This window comes from Bifidobacterium miconis (genome assembly GCF_019331735.1).
GTDB lineage: Bacteria > Actinomycetota > Actinomycetes > Actinomycetales > Bifidobacteriaceae > Bifidobacterium > Bifidobacterium miconis.
Map to the genome: position 1 here is coordinate 1 of NZ_JAHBBH010000009.1, position 26,166 is coordinate 26,166.

The 26,166-nt window shown below is 66.6% G+C and carries 23 protein-coding genes; 18 read left to right on the top strand and 5 right to left on the bottom strand.

Annotation, left to right across the window (positions count from 1 at the left end):
- Positions 1–194: 194 nt before the first annotated feature.
- A complete protein-coding gene (locus KIH79_RS04425; RefSeq protein WP_219058309.1) occupies positions 195–995 on the bottom strand; it encodes an ABC transporter permease in 801 nt (266 codons plus the stop codon).
- Entirely contained in the window at positions 992–1,693 is a 702-nt protein-coding gene (locus KIH79_RS04430) for an ABC transporter ATP-binding protein (RefSeq protein WP_236023616.1), read from the bottom strand. Before KIH79_RS04430 ends, KIH79_RS04425 begins: the two co-directional genes overlap by 4 nt.
- Positions 1,694–2,093: 400 nt before the next feature.
- On the opposite strand from KIH79_RS04430, the gene KIH79_RS04435 reads away from it, so the two are divergent.
- From KIH79_RS04435 to KIH79_RS04450, 4 genes are all read left to right on the top strand, one after another.
- Positions 2,094–2,828: a response regulator transcription factor gene (locus KIH79_RS04435; RefSeq protein ID WP_219058310.1), complete on the top strand. Its 735-nt coding sequence runs from the start codon at positions 2,094–2,096 to the stop codon at positions 2,826–2,828.
- An 88-nt stretch (positions 2,829–2,916) separates the two neighbouring features.
- Positions 2,917–3,960 (top strand): sensor histidine kinase, encoded by a 1,044-nt coding sequence (locus KIH79_RS04440; RefSeq protein ID WP_219058311.1) that lies wholly within the window; start codon positions 2,917–2,919, stop codon positions 3,958–3,960.
- A 99-nt stretch (positions 3,961–4,059) separates the two neighbouring features.
- Positions 4,060–4,842, top strand: coding sequence for an AzlC family ABC transporter permease (locus tag KIH79_RS04445; protein WP_219058312.1), 783 nt, complete (start codon positions 4,060–4,062; stop codon positions 4,840–4,842).
- A complete protein-coding gene (locus KIH79_RS04450; RefSeq protein WP_219058313.1) occupies positions 4,839–5,174 on the top strand; it encodes a branched-chain amino acid transporter permease in 336 nt (111 codons plus the stop codon). Before KIH79_RS04445 ends, KIH79_RS04450 begins: the two co-directional genes overlap by 4 nt.
- Before the next feature lie 20 nt (positions 5,175–5,194).
- Here KIH79_RS04450 and KIH79_RS04455 read toward each other — a convergent pair whose 3' ends face one another.
- The gene (locus KIH79_RS04455; RefSeq protein WP_219058368.1) at positions 5,195–6,424 is read right to left on the bottom strand and encodes a glycoside hydrolase family 3 N-terminal domain-containing protein; all 1,230 of its coding nucleotides are present in this window, start codon (positions 6,422–6,424) and stop codon (positions 5,195–5,197) included.
- 267 nt (positions 6,425–6,691) lie between these two features.
- On the opposite strand from KIH79_RS04455, the gene KIH79_RS04460 reads away from it, so the two are divergent.
- Positions 6,692–9,949 (top strand): UPF0182 family membrane protein, encoded by a 3,258-nt coding sequence (locus tag KIH79_RS04460; RefSeq protein ID WP_219058314.1) that lies wholly within the window; start codon positions 6,692–6,694, stop codon positions 9,947–9,949.
- A 155-nt stretch (positions 9,950–10,104) separates the two neighbouring features.
- Here KIH79_RS04460 and KIH79_RS04465 read toward each other — a convergent pair whose 3' ends face one another.
- On the bottom strand, positions 10,105–10,905 hold the full coding sequence (locus KIH79_RS04465) for an ABC transporter permease (RefSeq protein ID WP_219058315.1): 801 nt from the start codon (positions 10,903–10,905) through the stop codon (positions 10,105–10,107).
- Between the two features lie 401 nt (positions 10,906–11,306).
- On the opposite strand from KIH79_RS04465, the gene KIH79_RS04470 reads away from it, so the two are divergent.
- The 5 genes from KIH79_RS04470 to mfd all read left to right on the top strand — a co-directional run bounded on the left by KIH79_RS04470 (position 11,307) and on the right by mfd (position 18,503).
- Positions 11,307–12,380 carry an ABC transporter substrate-binding protein gene (locus KIH79_RS04470; RefSeq protein WP_219058369.1) on the top strand — a complete coding sequence of 358 codons (1,074 nt, stop codon included), beginning with the start codon at positions 11,307–11,309 and terminating at the stop codon, positions 12,378–12,380.
- 2 nt (positions 12,381–12,382) lie between these two features.
- The gene (locus KIH79_RS04475; RefSeq protein WP_219058316.1) at positions 12,383–13,564 is read left to right on the top strand and encodes a nucleoside hydrolase; all 1,182 of its coding nucleotides are present in this window, start codon (positions 12,383–12,385) and stop codon (positions 13,562–13,564) included.
- A 94-nt stretch (positions 13,565–13,658) separates the two neighbouring features.
- Entirely contained in the window at positions 13,659–14,183 is a 525-nt protein-coding gene (locus tag KIH79_RS04480) for a GNAT family N-acetyltransferase (RefSeq protein ID WP_236023608.1), read from the top strand.
- Between the two features lie 122 nt (positions 14,184–14,305).
- Entirely contained in the window at positions 14,306–14,905 is a 600-nt protein-coding gene (gene pth / locus KIH79_RS04485; protein WP_219058317.1) for an aminoacyl-tRNA hydrolase, read from the top strand.
- Entirely contained in the window at positions 14,895–18,503 is a 3,609-nt protein-coding gene (gene mfd / locus KIH79_RS04490) for a transcription-repair coupling factor (RefSeq protein ID WP_219058318.1), read from the top strand. Before pth ends, mfd begins: the two co-directional genes overlap by 11 nt.
- Positions 18,504–18,614: 111 nt before the next feature.
- Here the strand turns inward: mfd and KIH79_RS04495 are convergent, their stop codons facing one another.
- The gene (locus tag KIH79_RS04495; protein WP_219058319.1) at positions 18,615–19,187 is read right to left on the bottom strand and encodes a hypothetical protein; all 573 of its coding nucleotides are present in this window, start codon (positions 19,185–19,187) and stop codon (positions 18,615–18,617) included.
- Positions 19,188–19,318: 131 nt separating this feature from the next.
- Here KIH79_RS04495 and KIH79_RS04500 point away from each other — a divergent pair, with 131 nt between their 5' ends.
- The 8 genes from KIH79_RS04500 (at position 19,319) to KIH79_RS04535 (ending at position 26,055) form a co-directional block, all read left to right on the top strand.
- Positions 19,319–19,846: a GNAT family N-acetyltransferase gene (locus KIH79_RS04500; protein ID WP_219058320.1), complete on the top strand. Its 528-nt coding sequence runs from the start codon at positions 19,319–19,321 to the stop codon at positions 19,844–19,846.
- Between the two features lie 263 nt (positions 19,847–20,109).
- Positions 20,110–21,408: a phosphopyruvate hydratase gene (gene eno / locus KIH79_RS04505; protein ID WP_219058321.1), complete on the top strand. Its 1,299-nt coding sequence runs from the start codon at positions 20,110–20,112 to the stop codon at positions 21,406–21,408.
- 98 nt (positions 21,409–21,506) lie between these two features.
- On the top strand, positions 21,507–22,238 hold the full coding sequence (locus KIH79_RS04510) for an FtsB family cell division protein (RefSeq protein WP_219058322.1): 732 nt from the start codon (positions 21,507–21,509) through the stop codon (positions 22,236–22,238).
- Positions 22,235–22,858 carry a DUF501 domain-containing protein gene (locus KIH79_RS04515; protein WP_219058323.1) on the top strand — a complete coding sequence of 208 codons (624 nt, stop codon included), beginning with the start codon at positions 22,235–22,237 and terminating at the stop codon, positions 22,856–22,858. Before KIH79_RS04510 ends, KIH79_RS04515 begins: the two co-directional genes overlap by 4 nt.
- Positions 22,859–22,945: 87 nt before the next feature.
- Positions 22,946–23,953 (top strand): Ppx/GppA phosphatase family protein, encoded by a 1,008-nt coding sequence (locus tag KIH79_RS04520; RefSeq protein WP_219058324.1) that lies wholly within the window; start codon positions 22,946–22,948, stop codon positions 23,951–23,953.
- 159 nt (positions 23,954–24,112) lie between these two features.
- Positions 24,113–24,802: a CDP-diacylglycerol--glycerol-3-phosphate 3-phosphatidyltransferase gene (gene pgsA, locus KIH79_RS04525; protein ID WP_420829352.1), complete on the top strand. Its 690-nt coding sequence runs from the start codon at positions 24,113–24,115 to the stop codon at positions 24,800–24,802.
- Positions 24,803–24,917: 115 nt separating this feature from the next.
- Complete coding sequence (locus KIH79_RS04530) at positions 24,918–25,475, top strand: CinA family protein (RefSeq protein WP_219058326.1); 558 nt, start codon at positions 24,918–24,920, stop codon at positions 25,473–25,475.
- Positions 25,476–25,542: 67 nt separating this feature from the next.
- Positions 25,543–26,055, top strand: a complete 513-nt coding sequence (locus KIH79_RS04535) for a helix-turn-helix domain-containing protein (protein ID WP_219058327.1) — start codon at positions 25,543–25,545, stop codon at positions 26,053–26,055.
- Positions 26,056–26,166: the final 111 nt, after the last annotated feature.

A 26,166-nucleotide genomic window follows, 5' to 3' on the forward strand; every position in this document is an offset into this window, starting at 1 on the left:
GCCGTCATTCCAAGATCAAGCGCGCCCCGTTCCGCCGCATGGGCCGCTGACCCGGGTCACTGACTTGGGCCGTTGACCTTGGCCGTTGGGCGCCGCATAACACAAGTGGCGGTTTTCTTTCGCTGAGCGTGACTCAGCGAAAGAAAACCGCCACTCGTGATATCACAGGAGGGCAGTCGGCCGCCTCCGCATCATTACCGCGCGTCGGCCGTCCTGTACTGGTGCAGCGCGGTGAACGAGGTCTTGTAGATCAGGATCATGATCAGCGAGTCGGCCATGAGCGTCAGCGCGCTGATCACCGCCAGCACCACGAGCTGGTACTTCGCGGCCGTCAGCGGGTCCGCGCCCGCGATCACCTGGCCGGCCATCATGCCCGGGATCAGCACGATGCCGCTCGACGCGAGCTGCGAGATCGTCGGGATCATGCCGAGCTTGACCGACGAGATGATCGACGGCTTGGCCGCCTCGAACGGCGTGGCGCCAAGGCTGAGCAGCATGTCGATCTCGTAGCGGCGCGCATCCATGTCGGAGAAGAACCGGCTCATCGCCACGGCGATCGCCGACACCACATTGCCCAGCAGCATGCCGCTCATGGTCGCCAGCACGGTCGGCGCGTACCACGGATGCGGGCGGATCACCATCTCCGTGACCACGCACACCTGCAGGATCACGCTCGCCGTGAGCGTCAGGAACACGGACGGCATGACGGAGCGCGGAATGTTCGACGCGCGCGACATGGTGATCTGCACGGCCGCGAGAATCATCACGGCGATCAGGGCGAACACCAGCCACGGATTGTTCTGCTCGATGACGAACTTGAGGATGTATCCCATCGCCAGCAGCTGGATGAGCGAGCGTATCGTCGCCCACAGCATCTGCCGGTGCACGCCGAGCCGCATCGCGTACGACAGGCCGGCGGCCACGGCCACCAGCAGGATGGTGATGATCAGACCCCATACGTCGATGGGGTAGGAGCCTGCGCCCGTGCCGTTCATCGCGTCGCCTCGCTTTCCCTGAGCTCGCCGCCGTGCGTAGCCGGCACGGCCGCCGCATTCGCCTTGATCTCCGTCAGCGCGCCCGCCTCAAGATGCAGCGTGCGGGTCGCCCGACCGTCCGCGCTGCGATGCCGCACGCGCACGATCGCCATGCCCTTCTCGCGCGCCGCGTAGGCGAGGATCTCGCCCACCTTGTCCGCGTTCTCGTCGTCCAGACCGGCGTCCACCTCGTCCGCCAGCATCACCTTCGGCAGCGTGAGCAGCGTGCGCAGCAGACACACGCGCGCCTGCTGGCCCACCGACAGATCCTGCGGCGAACGTTCCAGCTCGATGTCCGAGCAGCCCACGTTGTCCAGCGTGCGGCGCAGCGTCGCCTCGTCCGGCCGGCGCTCCTCCAGCGGCGAACCGTCGTCGGCGACGCGATGCACGCGCAGCGAGAACGGCATGAGGATAGCCTCGCGCACGGTCGCGCCGGTCAGCGTCGGCCGCTGCGGCAGATAGGCGACCTCGCGCCGCCAGCGTTCCGGGCTCATCCTCGATGCCGGAACGCCTTCGAGCGTCAGATCGGCGTTCGCGTGCGGGTTGAGCTGCGCGATCGTCGTCAGCAGCGTCGACTTGCCCGAGCCCGACGGTCCGACCAGATCGACGATGTCGCCGCTCGACAGCGAGAACGACAGGTCGGAGAAAATCGTCTTCATCTCCCGCGTTTCGGGATGCCTGTCCGCGCGGCGGAACAGCGACGGCAGCCGGAGCGTCTCGTCCGCCTGCGCGGTGACCTTCGGCATGCGGCACGTCGCATGGGCCACGTCCAATAATCGATTCGGTTCACTCATAGCCGCCATGCTACGAACCGGACGCGGTTATGGCGAACCGACGGCGATTCTGAGTGCTTTCTTAGTGAATCTTAGCGAAAACGATGATGGTGGTTTCCGGATCTCGGCCCCGATGCGCACGCGGACTTAGCATAGTCTGAGACGCGATGGAGTCCGGTGGGACGGACGGTGCGGTGTGCGGGACCGTGGCGGAATCGCGGCCGCACACGAAGAGAAGGCATACGGACAGGCGCGGCACACCGGCGCGCGGAAAGGAACGTGAACGATGATGACCGCCAGCGATACGACGACGGGAGCGAACGATCCGGTCGCGCTGCGCGATCCGGCGCGGCTGCTGCTGCCGGCCGTGCTGCTGATCGAAGACGATCCGAACCTCGGCGCGATGACCAGCGAAATGCTGCAGCCGGACTATCGCGTCGACTGGGTCGAAACGCAGGCCGCCGCACGCGACAGACTGCGCCGCGCCGGCTACGACGCGCTCATCGTCGACCGTCGGCTGCCCGACGGCGACGGGCTCGACCTGGTCCGCACGCTGCGCGGCGGCGGCATGACCGTGCCGGTGCTCGTCCTGACCGCGCTGTCCGGCGTCGACGACATCGTCACCGGCTTGGACAGCGGCGCGAACGACTACCTGTCCAAACCGTTCCACTTTGTCGAACTCGAAGCCCGTCTGCGCGCGCTGCTGCGTGGATTCCACGCGCAGTCGGCCAGCATTTCCATCGGCGACTGGACGCTCAAGCCCGGCTCGAACGCCGTCGAGGACCCGGACGGGCATAGCGTGGCGCTCACCGACGCGGAAACGAAGCTGCTCACGGTGATCGCCGGCTCGCCCGACCACGTGTTCAGCCGCGAGGAGCTGCTCGGCCGCGTGTTCAACGAGGGCGCGGACATGGGCACCGTCGACGTGTACGTGTCGTACGTGCGCGGCAAGACGACGCGAGGGATCATCGACACGGTGCGCGGACGAGGCTACCGCATCGGCAGTCCGGTCGCGCAGTGAGACGCCGCGGCGGGGCAACTCGGCCGATGACGGCGGACGGTGGCGAAACGCGGGATGCGTACACGATTGACGACGGAAGGACGGAACCATGGACGATGATCCGAACGGCGGCACGACGAAACCGGGCGGGCGGGCGACGGGCTCGCCGCTGAAACGACTCACCCTGCACGGGGGAGCGGCGGGGCTCATCAGCCTGCGGATGACGGCCGCCATGGCCGCGATCACCCTGTGCGGCGGCGTTGCGTTCGTGCTCGGCGTGCTGCTCGGCTCGCGCCACGAGTTCAGCGAACGCGGCCTCGACCCGAACGCCATGTCCGTGACCGAACAGTTCGGCTCGGGCATGATGGTCATCGACACGCGCAAGGCCGTCGCGTTCACCGTCCTGTTCGTGCTCGGCGTGATCGCCGCCGTCGCGCTCGTCGGCTGGCATTATGCGCGCCGCGAAGTCGAACCGCTCGAACACGCGCTCGAACTGCAGAAGGACTTCGTCGCCGACGCCAGCCATGAGCTGAAAACCCCGCTCGCCGTCATCTCCACGCGCATCGACCTCATCGACTTCCGCCGCGCGCACGGCCAGCCCATCGACCAGCCGCTCGACGACCTGCGCGGCGACGTCGACCGCATGAACGCGATCCTGACGGACCTGCTCGTCGCCGCGCGCGGCGCGGTCAACACGCAGCCGGTCGCGCTCGCCGGAGTGATCGCGCAGTCCGCCGACGCGGTCCGTCCGCTCGCCGACAAGCACCGCGTGTCGATCGTGACGCGCGTCGACGGCGACCGCGGCCACTTCGTCGTCAACGGCAATGCGGTCGGCCTCTCGCGCTGCGTGGTCGCCGTGCTCGACAACGCGATCGCCCATTCGCCGGACGGCTCCGACGTCGTCGTCTCGCTCGGATACCGGCACGGCGACGCGGCCATCCGCGTCACCGACCACGGGCACGGCATCGGGGAGAATCCGGAACGCCTGTTCCGCCGGTTCGCGCGCGACGACGACGGCACCGCGCATCAGGGCTACGGGCTCGGCCTCGCGCTCGCCCGCGACGTGGCGAACCGCTACGGCGGCACACTCGACGTGGAATCCACGTCCGAACACGGCACCACCATGCTCATCACGCTGCCGCTCGCGTCCTGATACGCGGCGTCGTTTCCGTCCGGGCCTGTCCTAAGATAAACGGGGCATGGACGTAAACCCGCGGGCGTCTCCGCGGGCGGGCAGGGAAGGAGACGACACATGCGCACTGGAGGAGGCGTCAGAGCCAAGGCGTTCGAGACCGCGCTGCCGTTGACCCTGCCGATCGCCGCCGGATTCCTGTTCCTTGGCTGCTCGTACGGCCTGCTCATGCATGCCAAGGGCTTCGCGTTCTGGTATCCGGTGTGCATGGCGTACTTCATTTTCGCCGGGTCGATGGAGTTCGTGACCGTGAACCTGCTGCTGTCCGCGTTCAACCCGATCGTCGCGTTTCTGCTGGCGATCATGGTCAACGCCCGCCACCTGTTCTACGGGCTGTCGATGCTCGGGCCGTACCGAGGCACGGGCTGGAAGAAGCCGTATCTGATTTTCGCGATGTGCGACGAATCGTTCGCGATCAACTCGTCGGCGAAGATCCCGGCGGACGTGGACCGCGGCTGGTTCATGATGTTCGTGAACCTGCTCAACCGCTGGTATTGGATCATCGGCACGGCGATCGGCTGGCTGGTCGGCGGTCTGCTGCCGTTTTCCACGAAGGGCATCGAATTCGTGCTCACCGCGCTGTTCCTGGTGATCTTCCTCGACCAGTGGATGGGACAGCCGCGGCATGTGCCGGCGATGATCGGCGTGCTCGCGTCCGCGCTGTGCCTGGTCGCGTTCGGCGCGGACCGGTTCATGATCCCGTCGCTGGCGTTGATGCTGGCGCTGTTCGTCGTGCTGCGGCCATATCTGGACAACCCGCACGACGACACGTCGACCGAGCCGAAGGTCGGCGAGCCGATCAAGACGGCGAACGAGACGGCAATGGAAGGGGAGTCCCGATGACCATGACGTTCTGGCAGTCCGTGGCGACGATCGCGGTCGTCGCGATCGGCACGATGCTCACCCGGTTCATCCCGTTCCTGCTGTTCCCCGAGTCGAAGGAGCCGCCGCGGTTCATCCGCTATCTCGGCGACGTGCTGCCGTACGCGATGACCGGCCTGCTCGTCGTCTACTCGCTCAAGGACGTCTCGCTCGTCTCCGGCTCGCACGGCGTTCCCGAGGCGATCGCCATGCTCGCCATCATCGGCCTGCACCTGTGGAAGAAGAACATGCTGCTGTCGATCGCCGGCGGCACCATCCTCTACATGGTTCTCGTGCAGCTCGTCTTCGTCTGACTGCCGCGCGGCTGAGGATATCAGGCGGCGAGTCCCGTCTCGTATTTGAGGGTCATGACGCGTTCGGCCGCACGCGTGGCCTTGGCGGCGAACGCCGCGTCCGCGCGCGCCCGAGTGAGCAGGCCATCAAGAATCGGCTGCACGTACGTCAGATCGCCGATGCACGCCAGGTCGCCGCCCGCCTCGACGAACCGCACGCCGAGCTGGTCGGCCGGCACGCCGCTCACGGCCGTCGCCGACAGCGAATCGGAGGTGACCACGCCCTCATAGCCGGTTGTGCCGCGCAGATAACCGTCGATGATCGTCGGCGAGAACGCGGCTGGATGCTCGGCGTCGATGTGCTGGTAAGTCGCCAGCGACATCATCACCATCGCCGGTCTGGCCTCGCGGATCACGCGCGTGAACGCGCCGATTTCCGGGCCGTTCAATGCCGTGGTCGCGTCGACGATGCCGTCCGCGGTGAAATCCGTGTTGCCGCTCACCGCGCCCAGCCCGGGATAATGCTTGATCGACGCGGCCACGCCGGCGTCCCGCATGCCCTGCACGAACGCGATCGCATGATCGGCGTTGCCGTTCGCATCCAATCCGAAATCGCGATCCAGCGCGCCGATCGGAGCGTTGGCGGCGCGGTCGCCGACCACCGTGTCCACGACCGGCGCCAGATCGACGTTGACGCCGGCCTGTGCGAGCTGCGCGCCCCACGCCGCCGCCGACGAGCGCAACGTTGCCGCGTCCATGAGCCCCTGACCGACCGCCGACGGCATCGCGTCGAAGCCCGGCCCCTGCAGATGCTGCACGAGCCCGCCCTCCTGATCGGCGGTGATCAGCAGACGATTCCCGTCCGGAGCATACGATTGCAAGGCATCGGTCGCGGCGCGCACCGACGCGACTCCGCCGTTCCAGTTGCCGATGAGCAGCACCGAGCCGACGTGCCGGTTCGCGATCAGATCCTGCAGCACGGACGGAGCGCTGCCGGCGAACAATGGCGCCATGATGAGCTGGCCGATCCGCTCCTCGAGACTCATCGCCGCGACCGCGCGCTTCGCCTTGCCGGCGGGCGAATCGTCGCGTGGCTCGGGCACGGCGTTCGCCTCATGATCGTCGCGGTTCGGCGATGACTGCGGTTGATTCGTCGGTTCCTGACGAGGGGACTGCGTCGCGGACTGCGCGGGCTTGTTGCCGTCCGCCGTCGTCTGCCCCGCCTGCGCGCACCCGGCCATCGTCACCGCCAACGCCGCGCACAGCGCCATCGTCAGCATCATGCGCATCCGCGCTCCGCAACGTCTCGTCATCAGCCCTTCCATGCGCCCGATTATCGCACATGCCTCGCAACGACTCCATCATGCACCGTGCGCATGCGAGCCGTTGCGGGACGCCGGATCGGCCGCAGACCGCCGCCCCGGCGTCGTACAACCCCGGTACCGCAACATCGCAAACGACAGGATGCCGAAAACCGCGAGAACGCGGGAAAAGCTCTGGGCGAAGGCCCTTCCGCACCTGACGATACGCTGGGAGGCATGTCATTTTTCGATGCTTTCGGACCTCTATTCGACCCTGACGAACGCCCCGGCGCCAGCCGTCGCAAGGCCACGGACGACGATCCGGTGATTTTGGACGTGCAGACGGACGGCGACGACGCCTCGGCGCGTCAGACGTACGACGGCGCCGCCGGCCAGCCTCCGCGCCGCCCGACCAATCCGCGCATCGCGCGCCGGCCCGGCCGGCCCAAACCGAACCGCGGATCGGCGATCCTCATCGGCGTCGTCGCGGCGCTCGTGATCGCCGTCAGCCTGTTCTTCGGCCTCGCGCAGTTCCTCACCGACCTCATGTGGTACGGACAGCTCGGCTTCCAAAGCGTCGTGTGGACGCAGCTGGGCACCAAGGTCGGCCTGTGGGTCGCCTACGCGCTGCTCATGGCCCTGACCGGATTCGTGTCCGCCATGCTGGCGATCTGGGCGCGCCCCGACTCGTCCGACGGTTCGACGATCCGGCTCAACGGCGACGTGATCGAAATCGGCAAGGGCGTGGCGTCCCAGACCGCCCGCCGCGTGGCCGTCGTCGTCTCGCTCGTCGTCGGCGCCGTGTTCGGCTCCCAGTTCAACGCGAACTGGGCCGACGTGCTGCTCATGTTCAACGCGCAGCCGTTCGGCACCACCGACCCGCAGTTCGGCCTCGACAACGGCTTCTACGTGTTCGTGCTGCCCGGCCTCAAGCTCGTCGTGGCCGCCGTCTCCATGCTCCTGTTCATGGGACTGCTGTTCTCGCTCGTCACGCACGTGCTCATGGGCGGCGTCCGCTTCACCATGCCCGTGCACGGCCGCGGCATCCTCGACGTGACCAAGCGCGCCCGCCGCCAGATCGCCGTCTGGTTCATGCTCAACATGGTCGCCTGGGCCTCGCGGCAGGTCATCGGCGTGTTCACGCACCTGACCGAACAGGGCAGCCGCATCACCGGCGCGACCTACACCACCGTCAACGCGACCATCCCCGTTACGTTCGTCATGGCCGCGATCACCGTCATCCTCGGCGTGTTTCTCGGCATCTGGCTCATGCGCTCGCACGCGCTCGAAGGCCCTGCCAAGCCCACCGTGCGCGCCGCCGCCGCGCTCAAGGCATGGCGCGCGCCCGTCGTCGCCATCGCCGCCGCGCTCGTCGTTTCCATGGTGCTCACCGTCGTCTGGCCGATGCTGCTGCAGCGCTTCAAGGTCAACCCGAACGCGCAGGAAATGGAATCCACGTACATCCAGCGCAACATCAAGGCCACGCAGCAGGCGTACGGGCTCGACAAGGTGAAGGTCGAACAGTATCAGGCCACCACCAAGGGCGAATCCGGCGCGCTCGCCAGCGAGGCGGACACCACCGCGCAGATCCGACTGCTCGACCCGCAGATCGTCTCGCCGACGTTCAAGCAGCTGCAGCAGTCCAAGCAGTACTACACGTTCGCCGACACGCTCGCGGTCGACAAGTACGAGGTCGACGGCGAAAGCCAGGATACGGTCATCGCCGCGCGCGAGCTCGACCTCGACGGCCTCGACAACCGCAACTGGGTCAACGACCATACCGTGTACACGCACGGATACGGCGTCGTCGCCGCGTACGGCAACAAGGTGACGGCCGACGGCCAGCCGAAGTTCTTCGAATCCGGCATCCCGACCCAGGGCAAGCTCACGGATTCCGAGCAGTACGAGCCGCGCATCTACTTCTCGCCGAACGCGACCGAATACTCGATCGTCGGCGCGCCGGAGGGCACCAAGTCGTGGGAGTTCGACTACCCGACCGGCTCGGAGGGTGCGACCACCACGTTCAAGGGCGACGGCGGCCCGTCGGTCGGCAACATCTTCTCCCGCCTGCTGTACGCGATCCGCTTCGGCTCCGACCAGATCCTGTTCTCCGACCGCGTGACCAGCGCGTCGCAGATCCTCTATGACCGTTCCCCGAAGGCGCGCGTCGCCAAGGTCGCCCCGTATCTGACGCTCGACGGCCGCGTCTACCCGGCGGTCGTGGACGGTCGCGTCAAGTGGATCGTCGACGGCTACACGACCTCCGACGCGTACCCGTATTCGCAGATGACCGATCTGGGCGCGGCCACCGCCGACTCCACTACGGAAACGTCGGACACGGTGCAGGGCCTCGGCTCGCAGCAGGCCAACTACATCCGCAACTCGGTCAAGGCCACCGTCGACGCGTACGACGGCTCCGTCGACCTGTACGTGTGGGACACGTCCGACCCGGTCATCAAGGCGTGGCAGCAGGTCTTCCCCGGCCAGTACCACCAGCTCTCCGACATCTCCGGCGACCTGATGAGCCACCTGCGCTACCCGGAGAACCTGTTCAAGGTGCAGCGCGAGTTGCTCGCCAAGTACCACGTCTCGTCGGCCAACCAGTTCTTCTCCGGCGAGGACTTCTGGCAGACGCCCGTCGACCCGACCGAATCCGAGGCCGCACAGGCCAAGGACATCCTGCAGCCGCCCTACTATCTGACGCTGCAGACCGGCGGCACGAACGAGCCGATCTTCTCGCTGACCTCCTCGTACATCCCCGCCGGCACGTCCACGCGCGAAATCCTCACTGGCTTCCTGTCGGTCGACTCCGACGCCGGCAACGAGAAGGGCGTGATCGGCGCGAACTACGGCACGATCCGCCTGCAGGAACTGCCGAAGGACTCCAACGTGCCCGGCCCCGGACAGGCGCAGAACAACTTCAACGCGGACGCGGACGTGTCCAAGGAGCTGAACCTCCTGCAGTCCGGTTCCACGAACGTGGTGCGCGGCAACCTGCTCACCCTGCCGCTCGGCGGCGGGCTCGTGTACGTGCAGCCGGTGTACGTGAAGTCCAGCGGCTCGACGTCGTTCCCGCTGCTCAAGAAGGTGCTCGTCGCGTTCGGCGACCAGGTCGGGTTCGCCGACACGCTCGACGAAGCGCTCGACCAGGTGTTCGGCGGCGATTCCGGCGCGTCCGCGGGCGACGCGGAGAACGCGGCCGGAGGCGGGAACGGTTCCGCGTCCGGTTCCGGCACGACGGACGGCTCGACGACGGACGGCGGTTCGAACACGTCGAACGGCGCGTCCGGCACGGACAAGGGCAACGGCGGCGGCACGACGGACGGCGGTTCGGCATCCGCGAACGCCGATCTCAAGGCCGCGCTCGAAGACGCCGCACAGGCGATGAAGGACTCCGACGCAGCCCTGAAGAAGGGTGACTGGTCCGCCTACGGCGACGCCCAGAAGCAGCTGCAGGAGGCGATCAACAAGGCGCTCGAGCTCGAGCAGCAGTAGGCGCGAGTTGCTTTCGGCCATCACGGGCCGACAACGACGAGGGGCCGCGGCCCATCCCGTTCATGGATGGACCGCGGCCCCTCGCGCGTCCTGTCGCTGCGTCATGTCACCGTGCGCATATCAATATCACCGTCGCCACGTGAACGGCATGACGATCACTCATCCGGATTCTCGTCGTTCTCGACCGGCCCGAGCAGGACGCGCTCGCACACGTTCACGATGGCCATGAGCAGCACGGTCAATGCGACGATCACGATCGTCGCGGAGAAGATCAGCGGCGTGCGGAACGAGTTGTACGCGGCCTGCAGCCAGATGCCAAGACCCTTGCGCGCACCTAGATACTCGGCCGTCGTCGCCGTGGCGAAAATGTACGCGGCGCTGATGCGCACGCCGCCGAAGATCTGCCGGGCCGCCACGCGCAGCTTGACATGCCACAGCGTCCACACCGGGGTCGCGCCGCAGGTGAGCGCCACGTCCGAATAGAACTGCGGCACGGCCTTGAGCCCGCGGATCGTCTGCACGGCTATCGGGAACAGCCCCCAGAACGCGGTGATGACGATCTTGCCGGAAATCTCGAACCCGAACCAGATCAGAAACAGCGGGGCGATCGTGATCAGCGGCATCGTCTGCGCCGCGTACAGCAGCGGGTACAGGGCCGCGTTCAGCGTGCGGAAGCAGTAGAACGCGATGCCGACCAGAATGCCGGCCAATACGGCGAACGCGAAACCGACGAATCCCTCGAACGCGGTCACCCGAGTCGCCGGCCACAGGGTCGGCCATGCGTCGATCGTCGCCTGCACGATCTGCGTGGGGGAGGAGAACATGCTCGCCGGAATGTGCGCGAGCCGCACCCAACCCTCCCATACCGCCAACAGCACGATCACGGCCGTCGTCGTCGCGATGCGGTCCTTGATGCGTTCGCGGCGTTCCTCTTGGTCTTTGCGCTGAGTATCCATCGTCACCTTCCCCTTTCCGTGGGGGTGTCCCATTCATCACAGCCGGAAGGCGACCTGCGGTAAGGTGAGGAGCCCGCGCGCCGTTCCGTCCGAATCCCAACAAGCCGTAAGCATACGGCCATATGGCCATGACCCATTATGAACGGTTCGCGGACTTTGCCCGAACGCCGGCCCGGATTGTCTGGCGAACCGGTACAATGGCAGTGCTTCAGCGCCAATGTGTGGCAAACCGGCCGGAATGGATTGAGAGTGACGACCGGGGGCATTGGGCAAGCGGAATCAGGCCCTCCGGTCGTGCTCTGCCGAACTCCGCTTGAAAGCGTCCCAGAGCGCGGCGCGCGGCTTTGCCGCGTTGGGAGAAGAAACTGATTTAGGGAATCATCATGACCTTCACGTCAACCATGCGTACCACGCTCACCCGCGTCTTCGCGGCCGGAGCCGCCGCGGCCATGGCGTTCGCCGTCGCCGGCTGCGGCAACACCGCCAACGACGCCTCCGACACCTCGTCGAACAAGCTCACCAAGGTCACGTTCATGCTCGCGTGGACGGCCGACACCAACCACATCGGCGTCTACGTGGCCAAGAACAAGGGCTACTTCAAGAACGCCGGACTCGACGTCGACATCGTCGCCGTCGCGCAGGCCGGCGCCGAACAGGCCGTGAACAACGGCGTCGCCGAATTCGCGCTGTCCAACATGTACAACGCGGCCAGCTACACCGACCTGAAGGGCGCGCACATCAAGCAGGTCCTGCAGGTCCAGCAGAAGCCGAGCGCCATCTGGTGCGCGCTCGCCAGCAACACCGCCATCAAGTCCCCGAAGGACTTCGACGGCAAGACCTTCGCCACGTTCGGCGGCAACGAGTCCGACATCGTCATCAAGCGCATGATCCAGAACGACGGCGGCAAGGGCGAATTCGACAAGGTCACCGTCGGCACGTCCACGTTCAAGACGCTCGAATCCGGCAAGGCCGACTTCGGCGGCTTCTACTCGACGTGGGAGGGCGTGCAGGCCGAAATGTACGGTCCGAAGCTCAACTGCTTCAGCGAGCCCGACTACGGCGTGCCCGGCAACGGCGACGCGATCGGCATCATCACCAGCGACAAGATGATCAAGGAGAAGCCGGACGTCGTGCGCAAGTTCGTGCAGGCCGCCCAGCAGGGCTACGAGTACGCGTACTCGAACCCGGACGACGCCGCGGCCATCCTCGCCAAGGACGCCGCCGACTACAACCTCGAGGAGGCGTTCGTCAAGAAGAGCATGCACGTGATCGTCGACGGCCAGTACTGGGGCGACCCGGCCAAGATCAAGGACGGCTCGTTCGTGCTCGGCACCAACGACTTCGTCGAAACGCAGAAGCGCTTCGACTTCCTCGGCGAGGGCCACGCCTACACCGACGCCAACGGCAACCCGACCGACAAGGTCCCGCAGGCCAAGGACGGCGCCACCAACGAATTCCTGAAGGGAGCCAAGTAGCCATGACCCGCCTCGTGCTCGACGTCGACACCGGCATCGACGACACCCTCGCCCTGTGCTATCTGCTCGCCTCGCCCGAGGCCGAGCTCATGGGCGTCGTCGGCACCTACGGCAACGTGACCGCGCGCGACTCCGTGCGTAACAACCACGCCGTGCTGCGACTGTTCGGGCGCGAGGACATTCCGGTCATGCTCGGATGCGAGGCGCCGTCCTGGGCCGACCTGTTCGAGGTCGACGAGGGCTGCGCCCGCTTCCATGGCGCCAACGGACTCGGCAACGTCGATCCGGCCTGTTATCTGCCGGACGACGACGCTGCCGAGGTCGGCGAAAGCCGCGACGATACGAACGCGGCGCATGATGCCGCATGCGATGGCGCGGCTGATGTCCGCGACGATCGCGCGTCGGCCGCGCGTCCATCCGTCGCCGCATTCCGCGACCGGCTGACCAAATCTGTCGGCGGCGAACGCGTCGACGTCGCGACGACGGCCGCCGACGCGGCGCTCGCCGACGCGGCCGCCGCGTCGCGCGAAGGCGACGGCGTGCGGTTCATCGTCGACGCGGTGCGCAAACACGGCCGCGACGTGACGATCGTCGCCACCGGCCCGCTCACCGACGTGGACGCGGCCATCCGGCTCGCGCCCGACATCGTGCCGAACCTGCGCCTCGTCATCATGGGCGGCTCGCTCACGCAGGAGGGCAACTGCTACGACCTGATCTGCGAAACCAACATCTTTCAGGATCCCGAGGCCGCGAACCGTGTGTTCCGCTCCGGCGCGGACGTGACCATGATCGGCCTCGACGTGACCCACCAGTGCCTGATGACGCGCGCCGACGCCGACCGGTGGCGTGCGACCGGCACGCGGCGCGGCGCGTTCCTCGCGGACATGGTCCGCTTCTACATCAACGCGAACGAGGCCAGCGATCCGATCTTCCTCGCCGGCAGCCCGCTGCACGATCCGCTCGCCGCGGCCGTCTCGCTCGACCCGACGCTCGTCGGCCTGTTCGACGTGAACATGATGACCGAAACGGCCACCGGCAACGGCCACGGCTTCCGCGGGCGCACCATCGGCGACCCGACCCGGCTGCGCGAGCCGCGCAAAACCGCGCACGTCGCGCTCACCGTCGATGCGCCGCGTTTCACCGCGCGATTCCGCGACCGGCTTGCGGGCTTGTGCGCGGCGTAAGACGGGCGACCGGCCCCGGTCTGCGCGCGCGACCGGTTGCGTTCGTGACGCGATGATGCGCGACGCGCGTGACCCGATGCTATCGTCGGTAATCATGCTGAACTATGAGATTCGTCCCGCCGAGGACGCCGACCTGCAGGCCATCACCGACATCTACAACGAGGCGGTCATTCGCGGCGGCGCGTCCGCCGACCTCGAACCTGTGTCGCTGGACGCGCGCCGCGCATGGGTCGACTCGCATCAGCCGCGCGGCAAATATCCGGTCGTCGTCATCGAGGTGACCGATGCGGCGACCGGTGCGCGCACGACCGCCGGCTTCGGTTCGCTCTCGAAATTCCACCAGCGCGCCGGCTATGACGGCGTCACCGAACTGAGCTACTACATCGCCGGCGAATACCACGGTCAGGGACTCGGCACGACAATGGTGCGCTGGCTGCTCGACGCGGCGGTCGAACGCGGATTCCGCCACGCTGCGACGATCATCTACGCCGACAACGCCGGCTCGGTCGCGCTCATGCGCAAGTTCGGCTTCACCCGCTTCGGCCTGCTGCCCGCGGCCGTGACCACCGCCGGCGATGACGCGCCGCACGACATGAGCTACTGGTACAAGAAGCTGTGACCACAGCCTCCCCACGTCCGGCGGCACGGTTGCGATGACGTCGGGAACGGGTATGATTCCTGTGTTTGCGCACGATATGAGACGCCGTGACGGTACGGCGCACGGACGAACAGGGGAGTGACATGGCATCCGATTTCTGGCTGATCGTAGGACTGGGCAACCCGGGCAAGAAGTACGAGGACACGCGGCACAACATGGGATTCATGACCGCCGACGTGCTCGCCGAACGCTGGTCGGTCGCCTTCTCCGACCACAAGGGCCTCGCCATGCTCGGCAAGGGCGCGATGAGCCTGAACGGCCGCACCGTCAAGTTCTTCCTCGCCAAGCCGCTCACCTACATGAACGATTCGGGTAACGCGGTCGCCTCCATCAGCGCCTACTACCAGATCCAGCCTGACCGCATCGTCGTCATCCACGACGACATGGATCTGGAATTCGGCCGCATCAAGGTCAAGGCCGGCGGCTCGGCCGGCGGCCACAACGGCATCAAGTCCATCGACCGTTCGCTGGGAACCCCGCAGTACGCGCGCGTGCGCATGGGAGTCGGCCACGCCAAGCGCGGCGCGAACGCGCACGACAACACCGTCAACTGGGTGCTCGGCGGATTCGGCCCCGACCAGCGCAAGCAGCTGCCCGAATTCCTCATGGACGGCGCCGACGCGTCCGAAGACATCATCTTCAACGGCCTTGCGAAGACGCAGGAGAAGTTCAATGGCCGATAAGGCGAACGCACAACAGGGCAAGACGGGCAAGACCGACGCGCGCATCGCGAAACTGTCCGACGGATCCCTCGCCGGCGTGCTCGCCGCGCTCGACCAGGATCCGCGCTTCCACGCGCTTGCGGCCGGCGAAGTCGAGTCGTACGTCGACAAGGACACCGACCCGACCATCACCGTCGGCGCACCCGAAGGCATCCGACCGGCGCTCGCCGCGGCCGTCGCACGCCGCCTGCCGGTCGTGCTCGTCGTCGCCTCAGGACGCGAAGCCGAGGAAACCGTCGCGTCGCTGCGCTCCTGGTACGACGGCGACCCGAACGACATCACCCAGCTCGAAGCATGGGAGACGCTGCCGCACGAACGGCTCAGCCCCCGCGCCGACACCGTCGCCAGCCGCATGGCCGTCTTCCGCCGGCTCACGCATCCGGACGCGTCCACCCCCATGTTCGGCCCCATCCGCATCCTTGTCATGCCGGTGCGTTCGCTCATCCAGCCGGTCGTCAAGGGACTCGGCGACGTCGAACCGCTCGTCTTCACGCAAGGCGAGGAGCTGCCGCTCGACGAAGCGTCCGCACGACTCGTCGAAAACGCGTACACGCGCGTCGACCTCGTCATGGACCGCGGCGAATTCGCCGTGCGCGGCGGCATCATCGACGTCTTCCCGCCCACGGCGCCGCACCCGGTGCGCATCGAATTCTTCGGCGACGAAATCGACACGATCAGGGAATTCCACGCATCCGACCAGCGCACGTACGGCGACAGCATGCGCACGATCTGGGCCACACCCTGCCGCGAACTGCAGCTCACGCAAGCCGTGCGCGACCGTGCGAACAGCCTGATCGGCCGCATCCCCAACGCCGACGACATGCTCGAATCCATCGCCAACGCGATTCCCGTCGAAGGCATGGAATCGCTCATGCCCGCGCTCATCGACGACATGGAACCCGTCTCAGGCATGTTCGACCGGCATGCGCTCGTCATGCTGTCCGATCCGGAAAAACTGCGCCGCGCCGCCGAGGACCTTGCGAAAACCGCGAACGAATTCCTCGCCGCCAGCTGGCATGTCGCCGCGTCCGGCCACGGCGCGGGAGCCCCGATCACGTTCGACCAGGCCAGCTTCCTCGACTTCGAGGAGACGGTCAGCGCGCTCGCATACTCCAGCCACGACGTGTGGAAACTGTCCAGCTTCGGCGTGGACGCGAGCATGCCGAACCACGTGCAGCTGTCCGCGCGCACGCCCGGCGAATACCGCGGCGACGAGGCGAAGGCCGCGGCCGGCATCGAAGGCCTGATCGACGCCGGCTACCACGTCACCGTCACCGCCGCTGCGCAGGGCACGCTCGCGCGACTGAAACGCGCGATCAACGAAACCGGCATCGCCACGTTCGACGTGATCCGCTCGCAGGCCGTCGACGGCTTCGTCGACGAACCCGCCAAAACCGCGCTGCTCACCGAACGCGACCTGACCGGCCGCTCGTCCGCCGCCGGCGTCGCGAAAACGCCGAAACGCCGCCGCAAGGCCATCGACCTGATGGAGCTCAAGCCCGGAGACTTCGTCGTGCACGAACAGCACGGCATCGGCCGGTTCATCGGCATGAAACAGCGCGAAATCGGCGCGGGCAGGAACAAAAGCACGCGCGAATACCTTGTGCTCGAATATGCGCCGAGCAAACGCGGCGCGCCCGCCGACAAGCTGTTCATTCCCACCGACCAGCTCGACCAGATCAGCAAGTACATCGGCGCGGAAGTCCCCAAGCTCAACAAGCTCGGCGGCTCCGACTGGGCCGAAACCAAGGCGAAGGCGCGCAAGCACGTGCACGAGATCGCCGAGGATCTGGTCAAGCTCTACTCGGCGCGCCAGCGCACGCCCGGCTTCGCGTTCAGCCCCGACACCCCGTGGCAGAAGGAGCTGGAGGACGCGTTCCCGTATCAGGAGACCGCCGACCAGCTCACCACGATCGACGAGGTCAAGGCCGACATGGAAAAGCCCGTGCCGATGGACCGTCTCATCTGCGGCGACGTCGGCTTCGGCAAGACCGAAATCGCCGTGCGCGCCGCGTTCAAGGCGATCCAGGACGGCAAGCAGGTGGCCGTGCTCGTGCCGACCACGCTGCTCGTCCAGCAGCATTACGAGACGTTCACCGAACGCTATGAGGGCTTCCCGGTCACGGTCGCGGCAATGAGCCGCTTCCAGACGACCAAGGAGATCAACGAGACGATCGAGGGGCTTGAATCCGGCGCTGTCGACGTGGTGATCGGCACGCACAAGCTGCTCAACCCGAAGATCAAGTTCAAGGACCTCGGCCTCGTCATCATCGACGAGGAGCAGCGCTTCGGCGTCGAGCACAAGGAGACGTTGAAGGCGTTGCGCACGAACGTGGATGTGCTCTCGCTGTCCGCGACGCCTATCCCGCGCACGCTCGAGATGGCCGTGACCGGCATCCGCGAGATGTCGACGCTGGCGACCCCGCCCGAGGACCGCTTGCCGGTGCTCACGTACGTCGGCGCGTACGAGGACGCGCAGGTCACCGCGGCCGTGCGGCGCGAGCTGCTGCGCGGCGGCCAGGTGTTCTACGTGCACAACCGCGTGCAGGACATCTCCAAGATCGCGGCGAAGATCCACGAGCTCGTGCCCGAGGCGCGCGTCGGCATCGCGCACGGCAAAATGGGCGAGAAGCAGCTCGACCAGATCATCCGCGACTTCTGGCATCGCGACATCGACGTGCTCGTGTGCACGACGATCATCGAAACCGGCTTGGATATTTCCAACGCGAACACGCTCATCGTCGACCATGCGGACAAGTTCGGACTCTCGCAGCTGCACCAGCTGCGCGGACGCGTCGGCCGCGGCCGGGAGCGTGCGTACGCGTACTTCCTGTACGATCCGACCAAGCCGATGACCCAGCAGTCGCACGACCGTCTCGCCACCATCGCGCAGAACACGGCGCTTGGGTCGGGCTTCGACGTGGCCATGAAGGACCTCGAGCTGCGCGGCACCGGCAACCTGCTCGGCGACGAACAGTCCGGACACATCGAAGGCGTCGGCTTCGACCTGTACATCCGCATGGTCTCCGAGGCGGTCGAAGCGTACAAGGCGCCGGAGACCAGCGCCGAACCGTTGACGGTGACCATCGACCTGCCGATCGAGGCGTCGATTCCGGTCGACTACATCGACTCGGACAAGCTTAGGCTCGAGGCGTACCGCAAGCTCGCCGCCGCGCGCGACGAGGACGACCTGCACGAACTGTCCGAAGAGCTCACGGACCGCTACGGCAAGCTGCCGGAGGAGTTCGAGACGCTGTTCGGCGTGGCGCGCCTGCGCATGAAAGCCCGCAAACTCGGCATTTCGGAGATCATCGCGCAGGGGAAGAACGTGCGCGTCGGCAAGATCGACCCGCCCGAATCCATCCAGATGCGCATCAACCGCATCTACAAGGGCGCCCAGTACCGCGCGCTCACGCACGCGTACCTGATCCCCGCCCCCTTCGCCGGCTCGCTCGGTTCCGGACCAATGAGCGGCGAGATGGTCATGGACTGGACCTCCGACCTCCTCAACGATTTCGCATGGACGCCGGCGTCAAGCAAACGGCAGAGCCGTTTGTAGCCGGCGTGCGAGCCGACAGGCGAGCCGGCAAAGCGCGGCCGTAAGGCTGTCCGAAATTGCAGGACCGCCGGCGTCGGACAAAGCGACGTCTCGTGGAGATTGCCGTCGCGGTCAGGCGCCGGCCAGGCCGAGCCGATCCGCCAGATCGTCGGTGAGACGGAGCGAGCCGTCCGCGTTCGCGGAGGCGGCCGGATTGCGCTTGGCCGCGTCGGTGACGGGGAACGTGCTGAGCGCGGGCGTCAGCTGCGCGTACGTGCCGTCATCGTAGTGCGCGAGAAAGAAGACGTATTCGTCTCCGACGGTCAGTTCGCCCGCGCCGGACGCCTTGGCGGTGTAGCCGTGCACGGCGACGGCATCGCCTGCCCGTGGAACGGCGTCGCCACTGGCCTCGCCGCCGCCCGTGACCGCGCTGATCGTGTCGAGCGTGATGAGCGTGTCGTAGCCGGTGTCGCCCGGCTTCGGACGGGCGCACGACGCGATGCGCGCCCGGACGATCACGTCGGCGGATGCGCCGAGATCGTCGATCGAGTCGTACCACGGCCAATCGTAGCGCGTCTGCGAGTCGCTGCCGGTGCAGCGTGATCCCGTCATGCTGACGTTCGCGCCGCATGCGGTCAGCGCCGGCGACAGGCACAGTGCGGCCAGCGTGATTGCGGTGGCAATGGATTGCATGGTCCTGTTCATCGTGGCCTCCCTGCTCCCCGCGCACGGTTCCGCGCGTGGTCCGTGCAATGCGCATGGAATGCAATTCCATTGTCCGGTATGCCGTGGCGGGCGTTCGCAACTCGTCATGCGACGCATTACACTGAACGACCATGAGCGACGATTTGGAGTACGTCGAAACGACGACTGACGGTCAGGGGCGCGGCGTGCACATCCGCCGCGCCGAGGCACGGGACATCCCGCAGCTGCACAAGCTGTTGCGCGAGGTGCTGGAAGTGCATCACCGGGGGCGTCCGGACCTGTTCAACACCGGCGTGACCAAGTACACGGACGACGAACTGGCGGGGATCGTCTCGAATGATGAGACGCCGGTGTTCGGCGCGTTCGCCGACGACGACACGACGCTGTACGGCTATGCGTTCTGCGTGTTCGAACGGCACGAGGACAGCCATATCCTGACGGATGTCACGACGCTGTACATCGACGACATCTGCGTGGACGAGGCGGCGCGCGGCCGTCACGTCGGCACCGCGCTGTACCGGCACGTACTCGATTTCGCGCGGGGCGCCGGCTGCTACAACGTGACGCTCAACGTGTGGTCGTGCAATCCGGGCGCGCAGGCGTTCTACGAACGCATGGGACTTACTCCGTACAAGATCGGCATGGAACAGGTGCTGTGACGCTGCCACCGGCCGATCCGCAGCCGATCGGACGGTCGGTGCGGCGCGGCCGCGGCATGTAGCTTGGCCGATGTGACACGTAGGCGCATGATGGGCCGCGAACGGGAAACGTGAACGGAGCATGAATGGCGGATGGCCGGCAATATGGCGCAGCCGCAATGATATGAGCGCTCACAATTTCGTGTCGCGCGCTCTTGCGTCTCGTCCATCAACCCCGGTATTCTTAAGGCTGTCATCACAACCTATACGTTAAAGGAGTAGTTGTGGCAGCTATTGAAAGCGTGTACGCGCGTCAGATTCTCGATTCCCGTGGCAACCCGACCGTTCAGGTCGTGCTCGACACCGAGGACGGCGCCCAGGGTCTGGGCCTCGTTCCGTCCGGCGCCTCCACCGGTGAGGCCGAGGCTTGGGAGCGTCGCGACGGCGACAAGTCCGTCTACGGCGGCAAGGGCGTTCTGAACGCGGTCAAGGCCGTCAACGAGGAGATCGCTCCGAAGGTCATCGGCATGGATGCCTCCGACCAGCGCGCTCTCGACGACCTGATGATCGAGCTCGACGGCACCCCGAACAAGGGCCGTCTGGGCGCCAACGCCATCCTCGGTGTCTCCCTGGCTGCCCTGTACGCCGCCGCCGAGTCCGCCGAAGAGCCGCTGTACCGCTACATCGGCGGCACCAACGGCCACATCCTGCCGGTTCCGAACATGAACATCATGAACGGCGGCGCCCACGCCGACTTCGCGACCGACATCCAGGAGTACATGATCTCCCCGTACGGCTTCGACACCTACTCCGAGGCTCTGCAGGCCGGCGTTGAGGTCTACCACACCCTCAAGAACGTCCTGAAGAAGGAAGGCCTGAACACCGGCCTCGGCGACGAGGGCGGCTTCGCTCCGAAGATGAAGTCCAACAAGGACTCCCTGAACTACATCATGGACGCCATCTCCGCCGCCGGCTACGAGCCGGGCAAGCAGATCGGCATCTCCCTCGATGTGGCCTCCTCCGAGTTCTACAACAAGGAGACCGGCAAGTACCACTTCGAGGGCGACGACCGCGACTCCAAGTACATGCTCGACTTCTACGAGCAGCTCATCGAGGAGTACCCGATCGTCTCCATCGAGGATCCGTTCCAGGAAGAGGGCTGGGAAGACTGGACCGCCATCACCAAGCTGCTCGGCGACCGCCTGCAGTTCGTCGGCGATGACCTGCTGGTCACCAACCCGGCTCGTCTGGCCAAGGCCATCGAGCTCGGCGCCGCCAACTCCCTGCTGGTCAAGCTGAACCAGATCGGCACCGTCACCGAGACCCTCGACGCCATCGAGCTGGCCACCGCCAACGGCTACACCTCCATGGTCTCCCACCGTTCCGGCGAGACCCCGGACACCACCATCTCCGATCTCGCGGTTGCCAAGAACACCCGCCAGATCAAGACCGGTGCCCCGGCCCGTGGCGAGCGCGTTGCCAAGTACAACCGCCTGCTCGAGATCGAGGAGGAGCTCGGCTCCACCGCGAAGTACGCCGGCTACAGCGCGTTCAAGGCCTGCAAGAAGTACCTCGCCAAGTGAGCCGGCACGCGTGACGCGGCGCATGGCCGCGTGACGCTCCGGTGATCATTGGTACCCGTCGCATTCCCCGTCGAATGCGACGGGTATTTTTATTGCCTATGAGTGCACGATCCGCCCGGGAACGATCCGGCAACGCCGGAAAGACGTCGAAACCGTCGATATGGTCATCGTCGGCCAAGTCAAAGCCTTCGGCGAAATCGTCGGCGAAACAGGCGAAAACGGCGTCGCGCACGCGATCCGGCCGCACGCGCGGCTCCTCCGGTCCCAAGGCGAAAACGCGCAGCAGCGGTCCGATCGTATTCTTCATCGCGCTGTTCATCGTCGCGCTCGGTTCCATCCAGCTGCTGTCCACGCTGTACACCTACGCGATCAACCTGTCCGAACTCAACGGGCTCAAGCGGCAGGAAGCCGCGCTCATCGCCAAGAAACAGGAACTGGAAAACAGCATCGCCCGCTGGAACGACGACGCGTACGTCGCCGCGCAGGCGCGCGAGCGTCTCGGCTTCGTGTTCCCCGGCGAGCAGGCCGTCACGGTGCTGCACCCCGAGGCTGTCACCGGCAAGCCGCAAAGCGACGGCGACACGTCGTCTCAAGCCGAATCGGACAAGAAAACGCTGCCTTGGTATAGTGAACTGGCCTATTCGATCGAGAAGGCCGACAGCGCCGACACCTCGGCCACCGACATCGGCTCCGCCGCATCCGGCTCCGGCAAGCAGACTGACGCCAAGAACTCCGCAGGATCCTCAACGGACCAGTCGAACCAGACCAGCCAGGACAACACGGATTCCAGGGCGAACGGCACGACCACCGACAGCAAGAAGGACCAATGACCGAAACGAACACCGCACCGACAACCACCGACACCAGCGCCGCCAACGATGACGCCCTCGCGCCGTTCGCTGACGCCGCCAAAGCCCTCGTGGACCGCTGCCTGGCCGAGCCGGCAAGCGACGAGGACATCGCCATCGTCGAACGCCAGCTGGGACGATACCCGCGCGGCATGGTCGCCGTCGGCGCGCGCTGCGCGTGCGGACGCCCGCTTGCGGTCGTCACCCGCCCCATGCTGCCGGGCGGCATCCCGTTCCCCACCACCTGCTATCTGACCAGTCCGGAAGCCGTGAAGGCCGCGTCGCACGTCGAGGCCGAAGGCGGCATGCGAGACTACAACGAACTGCTTGCCGAAGACGAGTCCGTGCGCAACGCGTACCACGACGCCCACCTGCGCTATCTCGCCTTCCGCCATGAGCTGGCGCTGCGGCTCGGCGACAGCGAGGAGCACATCGCCGACACCAGCGCCGGCGGCATGCCGACCCGCGTCAAATGCCTGCACGCGTTGCTCGCCCAGACGCTTGTCATGGGACCGGGCGCCAATCCGATCGGCGATCTGACGCTGGAACGCATCGCGGGCGAATTCAGCCCGACCGTCTGCCGCTGCGCGGTCGAAGACTGACCGGACAGCGGCCGCAACGGGCCGGACATCGGCATCCGGCGGCACAAACCCAATAAGGAACACCCAAGACAGGGGGAGAGGAACATCATGAGCGAACCCGGCAAGCGTTCCGTGACCGTGGCCGGCATCGACTGCGGCACGAACTCCATCCGTCTGAAAATCGCGCGCGTGGACGCCGACGGCGTGCACGACATCGTGCCGCGCACGCTGCGCGTCATCCGGCTCGGACAGGACGTCGACAAGACGCACCGGTTCGCCGACGAAGCGCTCGAACGCGCCTACGCGGCGGCACGCGAATTCGCCGGCATCCTCGCCGAACACCCGGTCGACGGGCTGCGCTTCGTCGCGACCTCCGCCACGCGCGACGCCGCCAATCGCGAGGAATTCGAAGACGGCGTCGAATCCATCCTCGGCGTGCGCCCCGAAGTGATCCCCGGCACCGAAGAGGCCGACCTGAGCTTCCTCGGCGCGACCAGCGTCGTGCCGCGCGACCTCGCCGCGCCGTTCCTCGTCGTCGACCTCGGCGGCGGATCCACCGAACTCGTGCTCGGCGGCGACGGCGTGCACGCGCCGGACACCAAGGTCGAGGCCGCGTTCTCGATGAACATCGGCTCCGTGCGCATGACCGAACGCCACCTGCACTCCGACCCGCCCACGCAGGCGCAGATCGACGAGGCCGTCGCCGACATCGACGAGCACATCGACGAGGCGTTCCGCACGGTCCCCGCCGGCAAAACGCGCACCATCATCGGCGTGTCCGGCACCGTGACCACCATGACCGCACTCACGCTGGGGCTCAAGGAATACGACCACCGCGCGGTCGACGGCGTGCGCGTGCGCTACGAGGACGCCTACGCCGTCGACGACCGGTTCCTGAGGATGACGCGCGCCGAGCGCGCCGAATACAAGACCATCCACCCGGGGCGCATCGACGTGGTCGGCGGCGGCGCGCTCGTGTGGAGCCGCGTGCTCGCCAAGGTGTCCGAGGCGGCGCTGGCCGACCACGGCGAGGCAATCGACACGTTCGTCGCCAGCGAGCACGGCCTGCTCGACGGCATCGTGCTCGACTACGGGCGCCGGCTGCTCGCCGCCTGAACGCCGTCCGAACGCGGGATCATCGGGACGGACCGCGCATCGTCCGTCTTCGGGGTGCGCTGCGGCGCATAGTCCCGTTCCCACCGTTTTCCCCGGATGTTCCCGGCGAACGGTCACGCAACGTATCAATGTGGGGGTAACGTGAACAGTATGGAAAAGATGGATACCACAGAATCCGCCAAGCCGTCGCTGCTCGACGGTTGGAATGCGCCGCCGAATCTGGTCACCTATTCGCGCATCGTGCTGGTCGTGATCTTCCTCGGCCTGTACATCGCCGCCGGCCCGTGGGGCGCGCAGAACTATGCGATGCGCTGGGCCGCCGCGATCCTGTTCATCGTCGCCGCGTCCACCGACAAGCTCGACGGATGGATGGCGCGCACATTCGACCAGGTCACCGAACTCGGCAAGCTCATGGACCCCATCGCCGACAAGCTGCTCACCTGCGCCACGCTCGTGGTGGCCGCGGCGTTCGGCGAGCTCGGACCGACCGTGCTGGGCTGGGTCGTCGTCGCGCTGTTCCTGCTGCGTGAGGTCGGCATCACCGTCATGCGCTTCTTCGTGATCGACACGGGCGGCAAGGTCATCGCCGCGGCATGGCCCGGCAAGCTCAAGACGCTCTTCCAGTGCATCGGCCTCGCCATGCTGCTCCTGCCGTTCTGGCAGTTCGCCGGCGGCTCGGGCGACAACCCGATGTGGCTGACTGTCTACCTGTTCCTCACGTATCTGATGATCTACGTGGCGCTGGTGCTGTGCCTGTACTCGGGTGGTGTGTACCTGATCAACACGTTCGGCCACGGCAAGTCCGGCAAGTCAGGCACGGGCGACGCGCCCGAGGCGAAGCGCAAGTGACGTTGCGCCCGGCGCCCCGTCCGGTCCGCCGCCGGCACTCCGCCCGGCGCATGACCGGCGCATGATGTCACCCCTCCCGCCCAGCGGGAGGGATTTTTCATAGAAGGAGAACGACATGACGATGATCGACGATGACGGCGTGGCGCGGCGCTGCGACGAGCTCGCCGCCGGCATATTGCGATGCTGCGAGGAGCGCGGTCTGAAGATCGCCGCCGCCGAATCGTTGACGGGCGGACTGCTCGCCGACGCGTTCGTGCGCATTCCCGGCGCGTCCAACGTGTTCCTCGGCTCCGCGGTGACGTACGACATTCGGGCGAAGGCGTCGGTGCTCGGCGTGGACCGCGGGCTGCTCGAACGCGAAGGCGCGGTGCATCCCGAGGTCGCGCGGCAGATGGCGGCCGCGACCGCGCGCCTGTACGCCCAGCCCGAATACGGCGATCGCGTCATCGGCCTGTCCACCACCGGAGTCGCAGGACCCGGGCCGGACGGCGACAAGCCGGCCGGACTCGTCTACATAGGCCTCGCAATCCCCGGCGCGCTCGCCTCGGACGGGCACGGCCGCCAGGTGTGGAAGGAACTGCGCCTGAGCGGCACGCGCGGGCAGGTGCGCCGGCTCACCGTATTGCGCGTTCTGGAAAACCTGAGCCTATTTACAGCAAGTTCTCAGGAATAATGCCGCGGCTCGGGTGTTGAAGATAGTGGAAACACGAAATGTCGACGAGCACTTAAGGAGGGTTGCGATGGAAACGATGACCCGCAGCGCAGCAACAATCAATGTCGAGGAGATCAGCCCGGTGGCGGCCCGTCCGGGCAGCGCGCGCATGCGCGACCTCACTCCGGCGCAGCGCAGGGCGGTGATGTTCGCCCAGCAGCAGGTGCTGGCCGCCCGCGCCGCCAAGAAGGCCAAGGACGAACGCAAGGCGGCGCTGAACCGCATGTGGCAGGAGGAGGATTCCGAGACCCATACCAGAAGCGCATCCCGCACGGTGCGCGACGCGTCCGCGGACGTGCGTGACGTGTCGTTGCGCGAGGCCATCGGCCACGTGCTGCGCGAACTGCGCACCCGCGACCGCAAGACGCTGCGCGAGGTGAGCGAGAAGGCCGGCGTGTCGCTCGGATATCTTTCGGAAGTCGAACGCGGGCAGAAGGAGGCCAGTTCCGAGTTGCTCAGCTCGATCGCCGAGTCGCTCGGCGTGAGCACCGCGCAGATGCTGCGCATGGTCGCCGACTATCTGGATTCGGTGGAGGCATAGCGCGCGTGCGCCCGCCGTGACGCCGCGGAGCGCGTCCGGCGTTGGGCGATGAACGATGACGGCATGACGCGGCCCGTCGCCGAGAGGATCGGCGGCGGGCCGCATGCGTAT

Excerpts from the sequence above, each read along its gene's own strand:
- KIH79_RS04430 (WP_236023616.1), bottom strand. The coding sequence starts at position 1,693 with ATGAAGACGATTTTCTCCGACCTGTCGTTCTCGCTGTCGAGCGGCGAC.
- KIH79_RS04495 (WP_219058319.1), bottom strand. The coding sequence starts at position 19,187 with ATGAACAGGACCATGCAATCCATTGCCACCGCAATCACGCTGGCCGCA.
- KIH79_RS04500 (WP_219058320.1), top strand. The coding sequence starts at position 19,319 with ATGAGCGACGATTTGGAGTACGTCGAAACGACGACTGACGGTCAGGGG.
- KIH79_RS04435 (WP_219058310.1), top strand. The coding sequence starts at position 2,094 with ATGATGACCGCCAGCGATACGACGACGGGAGCGAACGATCCGGTCGCG.
- KIH79_RS04455 (WP_219058368.1), bottom strand. The coding sequence starts at position 6,424 with ATGGCGCTGTGCGCGGCGTTGGCGGTGACGATGGCCGGGTGCGCGCAG.
- KIH79_RS04445 (WP_219058312.1), top strand. The coding sequence starts at position 4,060 with ATGCGCACTGGAGGAGGCGTCAGAGCCAAGGCGTTCGAGACCGCGCTG.
- mfd (WP_219058318.1), top strand. The coding sequence starts at position 14,895 with ATGGCCGATAAGGCGAACGCACAACAGGGCAAGACGGGCAAGACCGAC.
- pgsA (WP_420829352.1), top strand. The coding sequence starts at position 24,113 with ATGGATACCACAGAATCCGCCAAGCCGTCGCTGCTCGACGGTTGGAAT.
- KIH79_RS04510 (WP_219058322.1), top strand. The coding sequence starts at position 21,507 with ATGAGTGCACGATCCGCCCGGGAACGATCCGGCAACGCCGGAAAGACG.
- KIH79_RS04530 (WP_219058326.1), top strand. The coding sequence starts at position 24,918 with ATGACGATGATCGACGATGACGGCGTGGCGCGGCGCTGCGACGAGCTC.
- KIH79_RS04470 (WP_219058369.1), top strand. The coding sequence starts at position 11,307 with ATGCGTACCACGCTCACCCGCGTCTTCGCGGCCGGAGCCGCCGCGGCC.
- KIH79_RS04450 (WP_219058313.1), top strand. The coding sequence starts at position 4,839 with ATGACCATGACGTTCTGGCAGTCCGTGGCGACGATCGCGGTCGTCGCG.
- KIH79_RS04460 (WP_219058314.1), top strand. The coding sequence starts at position 6,692 with ATGTCATTTTTCGATGCTTTCGGACCTCTATTCGACCCTGACGAACGC.
- KIH79_RS04425 (WP_219058309.1), bottom strand. The coding sequence starts at position 995 with ATGAACGGCACGGGCGCAGGCTCCTACCCCATCGACGTATGGGGTCTG.
- KIH79_RS04440 (WP_219058311.1), top strand. The coding sequence starts at position 2,917 with ATGGACGATGATCCGAACGGCGGCACGACGAAACCGGGCGGGCGGGCG.
- KIH79_RS04475 (WP_219058316.1), top strand. The coding sequence starts at position 12,383 with ATGACCCGCCTCGTGCTCGACGTCGACACCGGCATCGACGACACCCTC.
- KIH79_RS04465 (WP_219058315.1), bottom strand. The coding sequence starts at position 10,905 with ATGGATACTCAGCGCAAAGACCAAGAGGAACGCCGCGAACGCATCAAG.
- KIH79_RS04480 (WP_236023608.1), top strand. The coding sequence starts at position 13,659 with ATGCTGAACTATGAGATTCGTCCCGCCGAGGACGCCGACCTGCAGGCC.
- KIH79_RS04520 (WP_219058324.1), top strand. The coding sequence starts at position 22,946 with ATGAGCGAACCCGGCAAGCGTTCCGTGACCGTGGCCGGCATCGACTGC.
- pth (WP_219058317.1), top strand. The coding sequence starts at position 14,306 with ATGGCATCCGATTTCTGGCTGATCGTAGGACTGGGCAACCCGGGCAAG.
- KIH79_RS04515 (WP_219058323.1), top strand. The coding sequence starts at position 22,235 with ATGACCGAAACGAACACCGCACCGACAACCACCGACACCAGCGCCGCC.
- KIH79_RS04535 (WP_219058327.1), top strand. The coding sequence starts at position 25,543 with ATGGAAACGATGACCCGCAGCGCAGCAACAATCAATGTCGAGGAGATC.